We start from the raw sequence: 15,529 nt of genomic DNA, 5'->3' as shown, positions 1-15,529 counted from the left end.
TAAATGTTTACTATATTAGTTTGATATTATTTTAACATAAAGAAACTAAAATTACATAAAAAAATAATTGTTTCTCAAAAACGACAATAATAGGAGGTAAAGTATGACTAGAATTCCAGTGGTTACAGAAAGAAATTACAATATTCATTATTATGAAGTAGATATTCATAAGAGAGCTTTAATTACAAGCATTGTGGATTATCTTGGAGATATGGCAATGTACCAAAGTGAAATATTGGGTGTTGGAATAGAGCATCTTAAAGAGAAGAAGATGGCTTGGGTGCTATATAAATGGGACATAACAATGGAGTCATATCCTCTATTAAACGAAACTATAAGGGTGAAAACTTTTCCATATTCCTTCAGAAAATTCTATGCCTATAGGAAATATGAAATTATTAATGCAGAAGGAGATAAAATAGGATATGCCAGTTCTGTGTGGATTTTAATAAATACAGATAGAAGGCGTCCAATAAGAATTATGAAAGATATGTATGCGACATATGGTATAGATGAAAGCAATGATACACCTATAGAGATTGAGGACATAAAATCAATAAAGATAGTGGATAGCGAGAAAAGCTTCCAAGTTAGGTATAGTGATATTGATACGAATATGCATGTTAATAATGTTAAATATGTTGCTTGGGCTTTAGAAACGGTGCCAAAGGATGTAGTACTAAATTGTGAATTAAAGAATATTAAGGTAACCTACGAAAAGGAAACAACCTATGGAGAAATCATAAAAGTAAGCACAGAAGTTATAAGAGAAGAAAACAAAATAATATGTAGACATAAAATCATAAATGAAGAGGGTACTGAGCTCACACTATTAGAAAGTACTTGGATTTAAGATTTTTTTCTTAGATTATGCTATAAGGTCAAGTATATGTTGCTGGAATGCTTTCACGTCGCCAAGTAATTCTAAACTTTAGCATTCTGAGCAACATATACTTTTGTTAGCATAATCTAAGAAAAAATTATAAGTCATTATTGTTTCCTAGGTTAATAAATCTATTTAGATTTATTAACCTATTCTAATACTACTTACACATTTACCATCCTTAAAATCTATTTTAACCAATCCCACATCATTTAAGGTAATCCTTAAGGGTTTAAATCTATCCAATGAAAAATTAAATACACCCTTAAGCTCTTCAGCGCTTAATCCTATGGCTAGTGTACAATGAGGGTTCCAATGTCCTGGTAAATAATAGGAATTGGATTTTTCATTGAAAGCTCTAAATTGCTCATGAAATTTACTATGAATATTTAATAATTCTTCAGTTACAGTAGGCTTTAAGAAACAAGTACCAGTTACGGGAAACACTCCAAGTATATCAAAACAAGTATTAATAGGTTTAAAGTTAGCTTTAAAGACTAGAAATTCTTCAGTAAAATCTACTATGTCTATATCCTCATATACTGACAAGGCTATATGGGGACATATTTCTTTAATGTCTTTTAGACTTGAATCTATGTGTTCATGACTTAGCTCATCCCAAATACTTCTTACATATAAATCAGATTGTTCGTTTAGAAATAATTCTACCGCATACATAAAATAACCTCCCATAATTTTATATTTTGTTAGTTGTTGTTAAACTTCTAGAATTTTATTATCTATTTCATATTTAACCCTTGCAATAAATTCACTCAAGGAAGATTTCCCCTCATCTCCATTTTTCCTACTTCTCATAGAAACGTTACCTTCTTGCTGCTCTTTTTCTCCTATAACTAAAATATATGGTACTCTCTCATTTCTTGCTTCGCGAATTTTATAACCAATTTTTTCTACCCTACTGTCAAATTCTACTCTGATGTTATTTTCGTTAAGGAGGTCTGCAACATTCTTTGCATAATCAGCAAATTTTTCTGAAATAGGTAATACTTTTACCTGTACAGGTGCAATCCAAGTTGGAAACTTACCTGCAAAATGCTCTATTAATACTCCTATGAATCTCTCTAAACTTCCAAAGATTACTCTGTGTATAACTATTGGTCTATGCTTTTCACTATCACTACCGATATAGTTTAGATCGAATCTTTGAGGAAGTTGAAAGTCTAATTGTATAGTTCCACACTGCCAACGTCTACCTAGACTATCTTCTAAATGAAAATCAATCTTTGGACCATAAAATGCTCCATCACCCTGATTTATCTTATATTGCATATTCATCTCGTTTAATGCTGCAGCAAGGGAGCTTTCTGCTATTTGCCACTCCTCATCGCTTCCCATAGAATTTTCTGGTCGTGTTGAAAGTTCAATACTGTATTTAAATCCAAACCTTGAGTAAACTTCATCTATAAGTCGGATTACACCCTTTATTTCTTCTTTTATTTGCTGCGGAAGCATAAAAATATGAGCATCATCCTGAGTGAACGCCCTTGCTCTCATAAGCCCATTTATAGCTCCCGACAGCTCATGTCTGTGTACTCTACCTAATTCTCCTACTCTTATAGGTAAATCCCTATAAGAATGAGGTTCTGACTTATAAACAAGCATACCGCCTGGACAGTTCATTGGCTTAATTGCAAACTCTTCTTCATCAATATTAACTGTATACATATTTTCTTTAAAGTGGTGCCAATGTCCTGAAGTTTCCCAAAGCTTTCGGTTTAAGATTACTGGAGTTTCAATTTCTACATATCCAGATTTTTTATGAATACCTCTCCAATATTCAATTAAATTATTCTTTAAAACAACACCATTTGGTAGAAAAAATGGAAATCCTGGTCCTTCCTCCATAAATGAAAATAGTTTTAACTCTTTTCCTAGCTTTTTGTGATCTCTCTTTTTTGCTTCTTCAAGCATAGTAATGTAAGCATCTAATTCACTTTTTTTAGTAAATACTGTTCCAGATATCCTTTGAAGCATCTTATTATTTTCATCACCTCGAAAGTAAGCTCCTGCAATAGATAAAAGCTTAAATGCTTTAATATATGAAGTGGATGGAACATGTGGACCTGCACAAAGATCAACAAACTCTCCTTGCCTATAAAAGGATATAATTTCTCCCTCAGGTAGATTATTAATCAATTCAGCTTTATATGGTTCTTCTTTTTCCAGCATAAGCTTTATAGCTTCTTCCCTTGAAAGCACAAATTTTTCAAGCTTAAACCCTTCTTTAACTATCTTCTCCATTTCCTTTTCTATTTTTTTTAGAATTTCTGGAGTAAATGTTTCTTCTGAGTCAAAATCATAGTAAAACCCATTGTCAATTGCAGGACCAATAGCAAGCTTAACATTTGGATATAACCTTTTTACTGCTTGAGAAAGCACGTGAGCTGCAGTATGTCTTAATGCCAATCTACCTTCAATGTCTTCAAACGTTAAGATTTCTAGGTCGCAATCACAATTTATTTCAGTCATAAGTTCTGTAGCTTTACCATTTATTCTTGCAATCAAAGCTTTTTTAGCTAGTGCTGGACTAATGTTCATAGCAATATCATAAACCTTTGCACCTTGTTCAATTTGAATAACATTTCCATCCTTTAACATAATATTTAACATAAATATTTCCTCCTCTTATATAAAAAAATTATTAAAAACAAAAAAACTCGTCCCTAAAAAAGGGACGAGTATACTCGCGATTCCACCCAAATTATAGCAATCCACAAAATGTGTATTACTATCACTCGATACCTTTAACGCTGGTTTGCGGAGATACTTACTAAAATTCAGTATTCAACTCAGAGGCGGTTTTCAATAATACTTGCCTTAGAAACCTCTCAGCCGATGGGTTTCGCTCTCTGTTACAACAGTAAATTATTTACTCGTCCTCTTCAATGCTTTATGATATAAAATTAATAAAAACAAAAAAACTCGTCCCTAAAAAAGGGACGAGTATACTCGCGATTCCACCCAAATTACAACAATGCACAAAAAATGTGTATTACTATCACTCGATACCTTTAACGCTGGTTTGCGGAGATACTTACTAAAATTCAGTACTCAACTCAGAGGTGGTTTTCAATAATACTTGCCTTAGAAACCTTTCAGCCGATGGATTTCTATCTCTGTTAAAACAGTAAATTATTTACTTATCCTCTTCATAGTCTTTACTTTGTTGCTATTATATACCCATTGTATTTTAATGTCAATATTTATTGTAATATATTTTTTCTTATAAGAAAATCATATTTTCGATGTTTGTCCGCAATCATTTAAAAATTATATCCTTAGTTATAATACCGACACTTGATGCCTTTATATGTGGATTTGACTTTAACTGCTTTAATTCCTCTGGACTACCATAAACCACTACGCCTATTATATCTACTTTATTTGCTTCTAATTGATCTTTATTTTTTAGCATAGAATATATATTACTAAATTTATTTTTATAATACTTATCCTTGAAATCAAACTGGAGATTATCTATATACTTCTTGTAATTGTTTGATACTTCATTAGCTTCATAATTAAACCATCTAGAACCCTCAAATCCTATAAAATAGTACTCTGAAATAAATGTGGCTTTTCCATCATTTTGGGAGGCTTCCTTTTTATATTTTTCCAATTCCTCATCTGTATAACCATCGATTAGTAGCTCAGATATTTGAACTTTTGGTAGAATACCTGAAACTTCATTAATTTTATATTTTTTATCAAAGGATAAAGTCATCTCTAATAGTGAGTCAGAACTTACTTTGTTAAGTAAGGCTAAATCATTTCTATATTCCTTGTACTTAACATCCGGGTGAAAGGCCATCATAGTTAAATTGCCTGAACTATCAAAATTAACTGGCCACTCACCTGCCTTTTGTCCACCACTATTTGAAGACAGAATGCGATTTGGCCCTTTAATATTTACTAATCCATAACTGCTATTTTTATTATATATATCTACAGATTTCCAATTGCCAATTTTTTTAGAGACTGTATATTGACCACTTGCACCAAAAAAACCTATATCATCATTTGCTTTGCTAATATAGGTATTAGGTTTTGTAATCTCAAGCATTTTTTCAACTTCAGCATAATATTCAGTCCCGATTTTAAAAGTAACCATAACATTAACCTTAGTAAACACTGCATATAGTGGTATCATCACAAGAATAACTATTACAAGTATTCTAATAGTACTCAGAAATTTTGATTTATTGTATGCTTTTTTTAGTTTTTTATCATCAAGTAAAAACTCTATATTATCTTCTTTCATAATTTTCCCTCCACCTTTCCTTGAATTCTTCTCTTGCCCTGTAAAGATAAGTCTTAACTGTATTTTCAGGGATGCCAAGTAATATAGAAATTTGTTTATAGCTTAAGTCTGCCTGGTATTTCATAAGCAGTAAAGTTTTATATTGCTTCTTTAAACTTTCTAATGTTTGTTTAATATACGTACCTTTTTCCACTACTAATATTGAGGTTTCAACTTCGTCATCACTATAAAAATTATTACAATACTGCTGTTCATCCAAAGAGAAACTTAATCTGTTATTTCTTTTTTTAAAGGTTCTAAAAACATTAATGGCTACAGTAAATAGCCAAGAACGAAGTTTTTCTAATCTCACACCATCCATATGCTCCATAGCCCTAGTAAAGGATTCTTGAACGATATCTTCAGCTTCTTGCTTTGAACAGCCAAGCTTTACGAGATATTTGTAAATAATACTCATTTGGCTTATATATAATTGCGTAATAACATCGTCATTCATTTTAACCTCCCTCTAAAGCTACTTAAGACTATCGGAATGTGGAATTGTATACAAAAATATATATAATCTTTTTTCGAAAAGGCAATAAGAGTTTTATAGAGGTGGAAAATGATTAATTCGAAAGGGATTTATAATAGTAATTTTCGAAATTGGGTATTTTTTCTTGGATTATGCTAACAAAAGTATATGTTGCGCAGAATGCATTGTAACAAGCTTTAGTAATTCTTAATTTATTTTATTTATAGATGCGTAAAGAAAATCACATGTTTGAGCGATAGCGAGTTTGTGATTTTTAGCAGATATAAGTAAAATAAATTTTAGAATTACTAAGCGAAGTGAAAGCATTCCAGCAACATATACTTTTCGTTATAGCATAATCTAAGAAAAAACTCTTAACTAGGAATAGGATGAGTCACTATTTAGATGCATTAATAGCTGCAATAGCACCAGAACTCCAGGCCCATTGGAGGTTATAACCACCGCAATCTCCATCTACATCTAATATTTCTCCAGCAAAAAATAGATTGGGTACAATATTTGATTCTAGAGTTTGTGGGTTAATTTCTTTTGTATTAATGCCTCCTGCAGTGACTTGAGCATTGGAAAAAGAATTGGTGCCTGAAACTTCAAATTGCCATTGCTTTAACAGTGCATATATAGCATTTTTTTCTTCTAAGTTTAGATCAGAGCAAGGTTTATGAAAATCTTCTATGTTAACTTGTTTTAAAATTATTGGAATGATTTTTTTATGAATTATTCCAATAAATGAATCAATAATACTACGACTTCCAAATAGTGACCAATGACTTTCTAAAAATTCTTTTAGATTTTCAGGAGTAATAGTTGGTAACATATCAATTTTTAAAGAAACTTTAGTATTTTTAGATAAACCATAAGAAACAGTCCTGCTAAGTTGAAGAATAGGAGGACCAGAGATGCCATAATCAGTGAAAAGTATTTCTCCAAATTCCTTTTGGACATATTCACCATTTATAAATATTTCTGCATAACCGTCGAATTTTACTCCAGATAGTGCCTTTAACCTATTATAGTTTAATTTAAGCTGTACAAGGGCCGGTACCAGCGAAGTTACACTGTGGCCTAATTGTTTAGCCAGGGTGTAACCAGAACCGTCAGAACCTGTCTTAGGGGCAGATTTACCTCCTGTAGCAATAATTAACTTATCACACTCATATGTGTCACTATCCATGGTGGAAATTTTAAAACCATTTTTATTTTTAGTGATTTCTTTAGCTTTTGTGTTTGTATACACAGGAATATGTTTTTCTTCTATTGCAAAGCGTAGTATATCAATGACTGATGAGGCTTGCAATGACATAGGAAACATTTTGCCGCCATCTAAAGTAACTAAAGGTATGCCTAAACGGTTAAAAAAATCTATAGTTTGCACTAGGCTAAAAGAATTTAGTGTATGCTCAAAGAAATATGGATTTTCACTATGGTATCTATTGGTATTTATGTTTTCATTACTAATGTTACATCTTCCGTTACCGGTGGTTAATATTTTTTTGCCTATTCGATCAGTTCCTTCAATAATGGCTACATCTATTCCAAAATCTTTTGCTATAAGTGCAGAGGTTAAACCAGCGGCACCTCCGCCGACTATTATAAGAGAATGTTTCAAGTAAATCTCTCCCTTCGAGAAAAAATATATTTATAATATCGAGTGTGCTATCTACAATTTTACCCTAAAACTGCGCCCTTTAATATTAATTTTTATTTTATGTTATAAAATCAAAGTAAATGTTTAGCACTAGTTGGCAACAAGGTAAGTATTCACCGTGATGGACTACCTTTTATTTATATGAGAAACCACTGAATTTATTGGATTCGTGGATTATATAAAAAAATAAATAAATAAAAACATGGAAATATGTTGACACTTGAAGAAAAATTATGTATTATAGTTTATGTTGGGTTGCGAGACGGAAGCACATGATAAATAAAGTAACAATTTAGTATGGCTCCTTGGTCAAGCGGTTAAGACACCACCCTTTCACGGTGGTAACAGGGGTTCAATTCCCCTAGGAGTCACCAATAAAACATATATGGGAGCATAGCTCAGCTGGGAGAGCATCTGCCTTACAAGCAGAGGGTCACAGGTTCGAACCCTGTTGTTCCCACCATATATGGCCCAGTGGCTCAGTTGGTTAGAGTGCCGCCCTGTCACGGCGGAGGTCGACGGTTCGAGTCCGTTCTGGGTCGCCATGTTTTTTTAGCTAGCATGGCTCAACGGTAGAGCAGCTGACTTGTAATCAGCAGGTTGTAGGTTCAATTCCTATTGCTAGCTCCAAAAAAAACACAACACAATAAATTAATATGGCTCCTTGGTCAAGAGGTTAAGACACCACCCTTTCACGGTAGTAACAGGGGTTCAATTCCCCTAGGAGTCACCAATAAAACATATATGGGAGCATAGCTCAGCTGGGAGAGCATCTGCCTTACAAGCAGAGGGTCACAGGTTCGAACCCTGTTGTTCCCACCATATATGGCCCAGTGGCTCAGTTGGTTAGAGTGCCGCCCTGTCACGGCGGAGGTCGACGGTTCGAGTCCGTTCTGGGTCGCCATATGCCTGCTAGCATGGCTCAACGGTAGAGCAGCTGACTTGTAATCAGCAGGTTGTAGGTTCGATTCCTATTGCTAGCTCCAAAAAAGTCCTAAACATTTGTTTAGGATTTTTTTTATTTTTTGCAAAATTACAGACAGTAATACTTTTAATTATAATTATTAATAAGCTACCATAAGTGGTATAATAAGTATTACAAAAGTATTACATGTAATATGTAAAATTATTGTAAAATGAGGGGGATAAAAATGTATAAAAGGAACAAAAAGGCTCTTAGTATGGTTATTGGGGTACTTATGCTATTTAATCTTTTTAGCACTATTGCACCAAGAGCAGTTAATGCTGTGGAAACAACAGGCACCGTAAAGATTACAATTCTAGGAACGTCAGATATTCATGGAAGATATATGCCATGGGATTATTCAATGGATGCACAAAGTATGGCAGGCAGTTTGACACAAATTTATACAAAAATCAAATCAATTCGAAATGAGAATCCAAACACAATTTTAGTAGATGCGGGAGATTTAATTCAAGACAACTCTGCTGAACTTTTTAATAATTCGCCAAAGCACCCAGCTATGATTGCACTGAATGAAATGGGTTACGATGTATGGAATATGGGTAATCATGAGTTTAACTTTGGACTTGATGTGCTGGGTACTGCAATTAAACAGTTTAATGGAAAGGCTATTTCAGGAAATATTTATAAAGAGGATGGAAGCAGATTTGCTCCCGCATATACAATTATTGAAAAAGAAGGGGTTAAAATTGCCCTAATCGGAATGGATACTCCACTAATTACTCAGTTTGAAGCGGGAACTGATCATCTAAAAGGACTTAAAGTAATGAGTCCCATAGATGAAACTAAAAAGGTAATTAATGAACTAAAGGGCAAAGTTGATGCGATGGTAGGGGTTATGCATATGGGTATTGATAATGAAAACAATATTGCAGGTACTGGTGTACGAGATATCGCAAATGCTTGTCCAGAGTTAACAGCTATTGTAGCAGGGCACATGCATAAGCTTGTTAAACAAGAAACCATAAATGGAGTGTTAATTACTGAACCTAATAAATATGGATCGGCTTTATCAAAAATAGATTTATCATTTAAGAAGGTTAATGGAAAAATTGAATTAGATAAAAAATCTAGTGAGGCTATAGTGATTGATAGTAGTATTCAATCAGATAAAGGACTTGAAAAGTCTCTTGAACCATATCATAATATCGCTCGCGCGGATGCGAATACAGTTGTTGGGCAGTTGAAAGGAATAGATCTTGTTCCAACAAATGAAATAAAGGACATACCCCAGGTACAGATAGAGCAAACGCCTCTAGCAGATTTCTTTCAACAAGTTATGCTTTACTATAGTAAAGCCGATGTAGTAGGAATGCAAATTGATAATGATAAAGCAAAGCTTAATGTTGGACCAATAAAGAAAAAGGATATTTCATATAATTATCAGTATGCAGGTGGAGAAGTAACGGTCTTTGAATTAACAGGTAAAGATTTGAAGGAGTATATGGAGTGGTCTGCTGGCTACTTTAACTCAACTAAGCCTGGAGATGTTACTGTAAGTTTTAATAGTAATAGGCGTGCATCAAAATATAGTACAAATGATATGTTTGGTGGAGTTAAATATGAAATAGACATTACAAAGCAAGAAGGAAGCAGAATAGTAAATTTAAGACATATGAATGGAACTACAATAAAAAATGATGAAGTTCTGAAGCTTGGCATGAATGATTATAGAATGCAGGCATTAATAGGAAAAGGTGGAGTATTTGAAGGAAAAACCTTTAAGAAGCTTTGGAGTTCAACAGATAAAACTGCTTTTGGTGAGGAACAAGGAACAATAAGGAATCTTGCAATTAAATATATAAAAGAAGTTAAAAAGGGTACTATAACATCAAGTATTCAAGACAACTGGAGGATACTAGGTGTTGATACAACTTCATTAGAAAGAAAAGATATAGTTAAACTTGTAAATTCCGGAGTACTTGAAGTAGAAAAAACAGCTGATGGAAAATATACAAATATAGCATCAATAAATATTAAGGATGCTACACCTCTGGATGAAATAAGTGAGCTATGCAAGAAGGCAAATATAGAGCCAGGAAAATTTACTTCTGGAATTAGTAAGGGTGAATTCTACCATAAGTTAAATGCAATTATGAATCCTGAGCCAGTGGTAGTTAAGCCTGAAATACCAGCGCCAGTAAAGGAAAAAGTAAGTAAAACATACGGGGTAGTAACTTCATATGCTCTTAATGTTAGAAGTGGGGCTTTAGCAAAAACTAAGGTTATTGGATATGTTACTAAAGGGACAAAGCTTGAAGTGTTAGGAATGACAAACAAGTGGATTAAGATTTCTTATAATGGTAAAGTAGGATATGTTTATAGTTCATATGTTAAAATTTCAAAATAAATTAGTTTTTACAAATTGTATTAATAATTTATAATTATTAATACAATTTCAAAGTTTATAAAAAAGAATAAAGCACACATTACGTAAAATGCATTTAAATTAGTCTTAGAATTAATTCATGAAGACTAATGCATCTGTGTAGTAATATGTGCTTTTTTAATATTGTAGAAATATTTATATTATTTTGGTTTACTCAAATTTTTCTTTATTCTTATATCGTCACAAAAGAATTTGCAAGCGGTAAAATTACCAAGTAATCTAGAAGTTATTCTTTCAGAATAGGTATGTAATAAATTTTCAAGAGTTAAATTAGTAGACACTAGCATTTTCTTTTGTTTTAATAACTTTGTGTTAATCAGATTAAACATTTCCATTTTAGTAAAATCTGAAATTTGCTCAGTACCCAAATCATCTATTATAAGTAAGTCACAATTTATCAATAGCTCTTCTAAAGAGTTGTCCCCATTAAACCGAATTTCTTTTAAACCTTTTATCAATTCTTCGGCAGTCCTATATACTACAAAAGAGCCTTTGTCCATTAATTCCTTTGTAATGCAGTGAGACAGAAAAGTTTTTCCTGTGCCAGGCCCCCCGTAGAATAATAAATTTTCATCAGAGGTGTGAAAATTCTTTAAAAAGCTCATAGACGTAGATAAGATCTTTTCCATGTTCTTTTTTGGAGATTCTGATGCATGTTCACTTTTTCTAGAAGGATAATAATCCATTTTAAAATTATCGAAATTATGATCTTTTAACAAGCCGCGAAGTTCAGAACCAGTGTAATAGACATCTATAACCTTTTGCTTAAAACAGGAGCATTTATTATTTCCAAGAAAACCGGTATCTTTACATTTATTACATCTATAATGTAAATTCAAGTATTCCATATCAAAACCATTAGAAACTAATAGTTCAGATTTTTTAACTCTTAGATCTACTATTTTTTCTCTTAGATCACGTAAATATTCATCTCTATTGTGTATGCTTTTTAGTGCACTAATAGATAATTCTATACATAGCTTACCTATTTTGTGATCCAATTCAATAATTTCAGGATGAGTTTTTTCTATGTGAGTTTTTCTTGTTCTAAAGGCACTCTCTTCTTCTTCTCTTACCCTATCATATAAAGCTAATATTTTCGTTTGATATCCTTTAATCATTATTATCCCATCCTAGTAATTTTTTTTCTAGCTCATCAAAGTCATAGGCTCTTTGTTCATAATCATTAAAACTTCCTTTGGCAGGTTTTCCACCAGCAGTATTGCCTTTAGTAGAAAGTATTCGCTTTTTATCTTTTTTCTCAATATCCTCCAGTGAGGTTATACCATCTTTAAACCAACTATTTAAAATTCCATCAATGTATTTAAAATCAGCTCGGCCCAGTCTATCAAAACAGATATCGCAAGCTTTAAATATTACTTCTAGCGAAAATTTATAAACATTTATCCATTTATCTAATATTTGTTCTTGAGGTTTCATTATTTCTGGGGCCTTTATTCCTAGGTAATTTAATATTTTTCTAATATTTATCCATTTATCCTCATGTTTTTTTATATAGGATTGGGCATCTTCAATATTTTTAATGTTAGCATCATGCCATGCAATTGCAATAGTTTCAATATATCTATAGTCAACTTTACCTTTTGATACACAATATTGAATTAAGAGAAGTATTAGCTCTGGTGAAAAACTATAATCCTTTTGCCAGCTTAAGTACATAGTCATTTCTTTTGGCGAAAGAGGTTTAGCTAATAGCTTTTCAATATCTTGAAGCATACCTTTTATTGAAGAATTGGTTAATTCCTCTAGTAAATTTATATTTCTTATATTTTCATCAGGAACATCTAATAAATCTAAAAATTCAATGTTAAAATTGCCCATATTGTCAATGGGAGTCATTTTAATTAGACTCTCATCATTCCAATAGTTCCAAGCATTAACAACATCAGTTTCTAGAAGCCCAAGGGTATTGGCTATAACTGAAGACGTAGCACCTATTTCTCCGGATGCACAATATTTTAGCCCAAGAAGGTATACTTTAACGAATTCTCCCCTAGCTCTAGGCATAAACTTATCAATAAAAATATTACTCACAGGAGTATATTTATAATTTTCATTTTTAAACATGAAAGTGCTCATAAAGTCACTACCTTTCTTTTTATATTATAGAAATATGATTTTAAATAGAAAAATTGCAATTTATTTATAGTATGTACATTATATTTAAGATCACAGTCTATAAAAATTTTATTATCCAAAGTATAGTATACCATATAGTTAAACATAGATTTAAAAAAATATATTTCAATAATGTTTAAAATTAGCCATATAGGGCATATTAAGTAAGTGCCATAGGAGGTATAATATTGAATATTATAAAGAGAAACAAAATGAAAATAAGTGTTATACTCATAACACTTATACTTACAGCTACTATTATGTATTTTAACGTTTATAGGTTTAATGGTTATAAGGTTTCTATAGGGAAAAGTACAATAACCTATGTAAAAAGTAAGAGGGAATTTAATAAAGCATATAAACAATTACAGAATGAAATTAAGTCTAAATATAAAAATGTAATTATAAAAGAAGATTTCACTGTAGATAGTGAAAATGTAGATGATGTTGCTATGTTTATGAGTGGGGATAACCTTAAGAATATAATGTTAAAAAAATTCAATATAGTAGTGGATGGATTTCTAATGAAATCAGATAATAGGAAAATAGCATATGTGAGATCCGAAAATCAAGGAAAAGAGATTTTGGATTCTGTAAAAGACTATTACTCTAATGAAGCTAAGCTAAATAGTATTACAAAAATAGAAATAGTAAATAAAATCAGTTATGAATCTGTTGTGGTTAAAATGGGGAATTTATATGAAAATTCTGAAATTGTGAGGGAATTAATAAAATATAACACTAGAGCTCAAGTACCCTTTATAAATATCAAAACCGTAGGGAATATAAGTAAACAACAAGTAATATACCCTACTACAATTATAAAATCCACCGGTACATTAATGAATGGTGTTAAAAAGATTCAACATGAAGGTAAAGAGGGCATTAAACAGGTTACTACTGAGGTAATAGTCCAGAACAACAAGAGGGTATCTGAAAAGGTTTTAAAGTCGGAAATTATAAAACCGGTTCAAAATAAAGAAATATTTATGGGGAATTATAAACCCATAATACTTGGGCTTAACTATATGAATACCCCGTCAAGAGGTAGTATAAGTTCAAACTTTGGTATGCGCTGGGGGAAAATGCATAAAGGAGTTGACATAGCGGCGGCTTTTGGCGCAACAATAAACGTTGTATTAGATGGCACAGTTACTTATGCAGCATGGCAGGATGGCTATGGTAATGTAATAAAAATCGATCATGGAGAGGGAATAGAAACTACATATGCACATTGTAGCGTTATTAATGTTAAAAAGGGTGAAGTTGTAAAGCTCGGAGAAAAAATAGGAGAAGTGGGAAGTACTGGTAATAGTACAGGACCTCATCTACATTTTGAAGTAAGAAAAAATGGAGAGGCCCAAAATCCTCAAAAATACATAAAATAAAAATAAATGTATGAATAAAATTATGTTAAAAGTAAAAAATACATAATAAAGGAGTGATTTTATGCCATATAAAGAAATGAAGTCGCCAGCAAAAGAAAAAGATAATAAGCCTAAAAAGCCAGAAACTATTGAAGCTTCTGATATGAAGAAGCAAAAACGTAAATCTGCAATAAGATTTGATGAATAATAAAATGGATTTTCAATAAATGGGTTTTATAAAAAGAGCTAGCAGCTCTTTTTATTTTTAAGAAAGATTTATAATTAATCATTGCTATAATAGTAATTAACTTCAGTAATATTTTAAATGGTAACATAAGTTACTGTGATTTTAAGCTCTATGCATTATTATTGATATATAGATTAAAAGAATAAATAGATATAGAAAATTAAGAATGTAGAGAAGGAGGAATAATAATGAGCGCTTTTTTAGCACCTATTCATACCTGGTTATTTAATAAAATTATATTAGCAGAGGAATTAGAGAAAGACTTAAAAGAAGTTTATATAGATAAATACAGTGACATTGCAAAAGAGGTGGGTGAGAAGTCCCTAGCTTACGGTAGCCCCATAGATACCACGAAAAGTATAGAGGATATAATTGATAAATCAAATATACATGGGTGGTTACAAGATAAAATTAGCAAAGTTGAAACTAGAACAGCATTTGTAATAACAGAAATGATTAATAAGTATGGAGAAGAAGCAGAAGCTATTGCTATGTTAAGTTTTAATAAGCAAGGTAAAACTGTCGGAGAAACCTTAAAAGCAAAAGAAATGCCAGAAGGAGCAGAAGAATTATATAATGCTCTTAATATTTATTTGTTAGAAGGTATGCCTTGTGATAGGGTAACAAGGGTTATAAAATCAGAAAATAACATATTAGAATGGGAAACCACAAGCTGTATTCATAAAAAATATTGGGAAATGGTGAATGGAGATGTAAATGTATTCTATAATCTTCGACATATTTGGATTAAAGCATTTATTGAAAATTCTAATGAAAAATATACCTATAATTTTATTGAAGGCTTAGAATATAACGGTTCAAGGTCAGTAAATCAAATTATAGCCAAGTAAATATATAGATTGGTTTTTAAAATTGAAGACACCTTTAAGAGCGAAATAGCGCTAAGAATGTTTTAAACATTTTTAGCGCTATTTTCTTTTATAGTTAATAAAAAAGTTTTCGATTATAAAACAAATAGATGAAAATCAATACAAATAATGGTATAATGCTCTTATATTTATATTTGAGTTTAATTAAATATATCAATAAATGTCTG

At 31.6% G+C, this 15,529-nt stretch carries 12 protein-coding genes, 8 tRNA genes and 2 other annotated features; of the genes, 13 read left to right on the top strand and 7 right to left on the bottom strand.

All coding sequences use genetic code 11. From position 1 onward, the window contains the following. Window positions 1-103 precede the first annotated feature (103 nt). On the top strand, window positions 104-853 hold the full coding sequence (locus KPL50_RS13470) for an acyl-[acyl-carrier-protein] thioesterase (protein WP_216299051.1): 750 nt from the start codon (window positions 104-106) through the stop codon (window positions 851-853). Between the two features lie 174 nt (window positions 854-1,027). On the opposite strand, the gene KPL50_RS13465 is transcribed toward KPL50_RS13470, so the two are convergent. The 5 genes from KPL50_RS13465 to KPL50_RS13445 form a co-directional block, all read right to left on the bottom strand. Beyond that, complete coding sequence (locus tag KPL50_RS13465; RefSeq protein ID WP_216299050.1) at window positions 1,028-1,561, bottom strand: 2'-5' RNA ligase family protein; 534 nt, start codon at window positions 1,559-1,561, stop codon at window positions 1,028-1,030. 39 nt (window positions 1,562-1,600) lie between these two features. Then, the gene (thrS, locus tag KPL50_RS13460; protein ID WP_216299049.1) at window positions 1,601-3,514 is read right to left on the bottom strand and encodes a threonine--tRNA ligase; all 1,914 of its coding nucleotides are present in this window, start codon (window positions 3,512-3,514) and stop codon (window positions 1,601-1,603) included. A gap of 57 nt (window positions 3,515-3,571) precedes the next feature. After that, window positions 3,572-3,799: a binding site (T-box leader), on the bottom strand. A 37-nt stretch (window positions 3,800-3,836) separates the two neighbouring features. After that, window positions 3,837-4,066: a binding site (T-box leader), on the bottom strand. 97 nt (window positions 4,067-4,163) lie between these two features. Then, the gene (locus tag KPL50_RS13455) at window positions 4,164-5,165 is read right to left on the bottom strand and encodes an anti sigma factor C-terminal domain-containing protein (RefSeq protein ID WP_216299048.1); all 1,002 of its coding nucleotides are present in this window, start codon (window positions 5,163-5,165) and stop codon (window positions 4,164-4,166) included. Continuing rightward, window positions 5,152-5,661: an RNA polymerase sigma factor gene (locus KPL50_RS13450; RefSeq protein WP_216299047.1), complete on the bottom strand. Its 510-nt coding sequence runs from the start codon at window positions 5,659-5,661 to the stop codon at window positions 5,152-5,154. Before KPL50_RS13450 ends, KPL50_RS13455 begins: the two co-directional genes overlap by 14 nt. Before the next feature lie 415 nt (window positions 5,662-6,076). Continuing rightward, entirely contained in the window at window positions 6,077-7,306 is a 1,230-nt protein-coding gene (locus tag KPL50_RS13445; RefSeq protein WP_216299046.1) for an NAD(P)/FAD-dependent oxidoreductase, read from the bottom strand. 338 nt (window positions 7,307-7,644) lie between these two features. Between KPL50_RS13445 and KPL50_RS13440 the strand changes: the two genes are divergently transcribed. The 9 genes from KPL50_RS13440 (at window position 7,645) to KPL50_RS13400 (ending at window position 10,680) form a co-directional block, all read left to right on the top strand. After that, window positions 7,645-7,719: transfer RNA gene (locus KPL50_RS13440), tRNA-Glu, on the top strand. Window positions 7,720-7,732: 13 nt separating this feature from the next. Then, window positions 7,733-7,808, top strand: a tRNA-Val gene (locus KPL50_RS13435). A gap of 5 nt (window positions 7,809-7,813) precedes the next feature. Beyond that, window positions 7,814-7,890 (top strand) — tRNA-Asp (locus KPL50_RS13430). A gap of 10 nt (window positions 7,891-7,900) precedes the next feature. Further along, window positions 7,901-7,975: transfer RNA gene (locus KPL50_RS13425), tRNA-Thr, on the top strand. Between the two features lie 28 nt (window positions 7,976-8,003). After that, window positions 8,004-8,078: transfer RNA gene (locus tag KPL50_RS13420), tRNA-Glu, on the top strand. Between the two features lie 13 nt (window positions 8,079-8,091). Beyond that, window positions 8,092-8,167: transfer RNA gene (locus KPL50_RS13415), tRNA-Val, on the top strand. 5 nt (window positions 8,168-8,172) lie between these two features. Beyond that, window positions 8,173-8,249, top strand: a tRNA-Asp gene (locus tag KPL50_RS13410). Window positions 8,250-8,256: 7 nt separating this feature from the next. After that, window positions 8,257-8,331 (top strand) — tRNA-Thr (locus KPL50_RS13405). 165 nt (window positions 8,332-8,496) lie between these two features. Continuing rightward, window positions 8,497-10,680: a 5'-nucleotidase C-terminal domain-containing protein gene (locus KPL50_RS13400; RefSeq protein ID WP_216299045.1), complete on the top strand. Its 2,184-nt coding sequence runs from the start codon at window positions 8,497-8,499 to the stop codon at window positions 10,678-10,680. A gap of 179 nt (window positions 10,681-10,859) precedes the next feature. Here the strand turns inward: KPL50_RS13400 and KPL50_RS13395 are convergent, their stop codons facing one another. Then, window positions 10,860-11,840 carry an ATP-binding protein gene (locus KPL50_RS13395; protein WP_216299044.1) on the bottom strand — a complete coding sequence of 327 codons (981 nt, stop codon included), beginning with the start codon at window positions 11,838-11,840 and terminating at the stop codon, window positions 10,860-10,862. Further along, a complete protein-coding gene (locus tag KPL50_RS13390; RefSeq protein WP_216299043.1) occupies window positions 11,833-12,819 on the bottom strand; it encodes a DnaD domain protein in 987 nt (328 codons plus the stop codon). The genes KPL50_RS13395 and KPL50_RS13390 overlap by 8 nt, the downstream gene beginning before the upstream one ends. Window positions 12,820-13,046: 227 nt before the next feature. Here KPL50_RS13390 and KPL50_RS27515 point away from each other — a divergent pair, with 227 nt between their 5' ends. The 3 genes from KPL50_RS27515 (at window position 13,047) to KPL50_RS13380 (ending at window position 15,323) form a co-directional block, all read left to right on the top strand. Then, the gene (locus KPL50_RS27515) at window positions 13,047-14,246 is read left to right on the top strand and encodes a M23 family metallopeptidase (RefSeq protein WP_216299042.1); all 1,200 of its coding nucleotides are present in this window, start codon (window positions 13,047-13,049) and stop codon (window positions 14,244-14,246) included. Window positions 14,247-14,307: 61 nt separating this feature from the next. Continuing rightward, entirely contained in the window at window positions 14,308-14,433 is a 126-nt protein-coding gene (locus KPL50_RS27510; RefSeq protein ID WP_290443240.1) for a hypothetical protein, read from the top strand. Window positions 14,434-14,660: 227 nt separating this feature from the next. Further along, window positions 14,661-15,323: a hypothetical protein gene (locus tag KPL50_RS13380; protein WP_216299041.1), complete on the top strand. Its 663-nt coding sequence runs from the start codon at window positions 14,661-14,663 to the stop codon at window positions 15,321-15,323. Window positions 15,324-15,529 lie beyond the last annotated feature (206 nt).

The sequence above is a fragment of the Clostridium sp. CF012 genome, assembly GCF_018861755.1.
Lineage (GTDB): Bacteria > Bacillota > Clostridia > Clostridiales > Clostridiaceae > Clostridium_AD.
This window is presented reverse-complemented; position numbering and strand designations above follow the sequence as displayed.

What these genes read in the sequence shown, in the direction of transcription:
- KPL50_RS13400 (WP_216299045.1), top strand. Translation starts at nt 8,497, where the DNA reads ATGTATAAAAGGAACAAAAAGGCTCTTAGTATGGTTATTGGGGTACTT.
- KPL50_RS27510 (WP_290443240.1), top strand. Translation starts at nt 14,308, where the DNA reads ATGCCATATAAAGAAATGAAGTCGCCAGCAAAAGAAAAAGATAATAAG.
- KPL50_RS13465 (WP_216299050.1), bottom strand. Translation starts at nt 1,561, where the DNA reads ATGTATGCGGTAGAATTATTTCTAAACGAACAATCTGATTTATATGTA.
- KPL50_RS13395 (WP_216299044.1), bottom strand. Translation starts at nt 11,840, where the DNA reads ATGATTAAAGGATATCAAACGAAAATATTAGCTTTATATGATAGGGTA.
- KPL50_RS13455 (WP_216299048.1), bottom strand. Translation starts at nt 5,165, where the DNA reads ATGAAAGAAGATAATATAGAGTTTTTACTTGATGATAAAAAACTAAAA.
- KPL50_RS13390 (WP_216299043.1), bottom strand. Translation starts at nt 12,819, where the DNA reads ATGAGCACTTTCATGTTTAAAAATGAAAATTATAAATATACTCCTGTG.
- KPL50_RS13450 (WP_216299047.1), bottom strand. Translation starts at nt 5,661, where the DNA reads ATGAATGACGATGTTATTACGCAATTATATATAAGCCAAATGAGTATT.
- thrS (WP_216299049.1), bottom strand. Translation starts at nt 3,514, where the DNA reads ATGTTAAATATTATGTTAAAGGATGGAAATGTTATTCAAATTGAACAA.
- KPL50_RS13470 (WP_216299051.1), top strand. Translation starts at nt 104, where the DNA reads ATGACTAGAATTCCAGTGGTTACAGAAAGAAATTACAATATTCATTAT.
- KPL50_RS13380 (WP_216299041.1), top strand. Translation starts at nt 14,661, where the DNA reads ATGAGCGCTTTTTTAGCACCTATTCATACCTGGTTATTTAATAAAATT.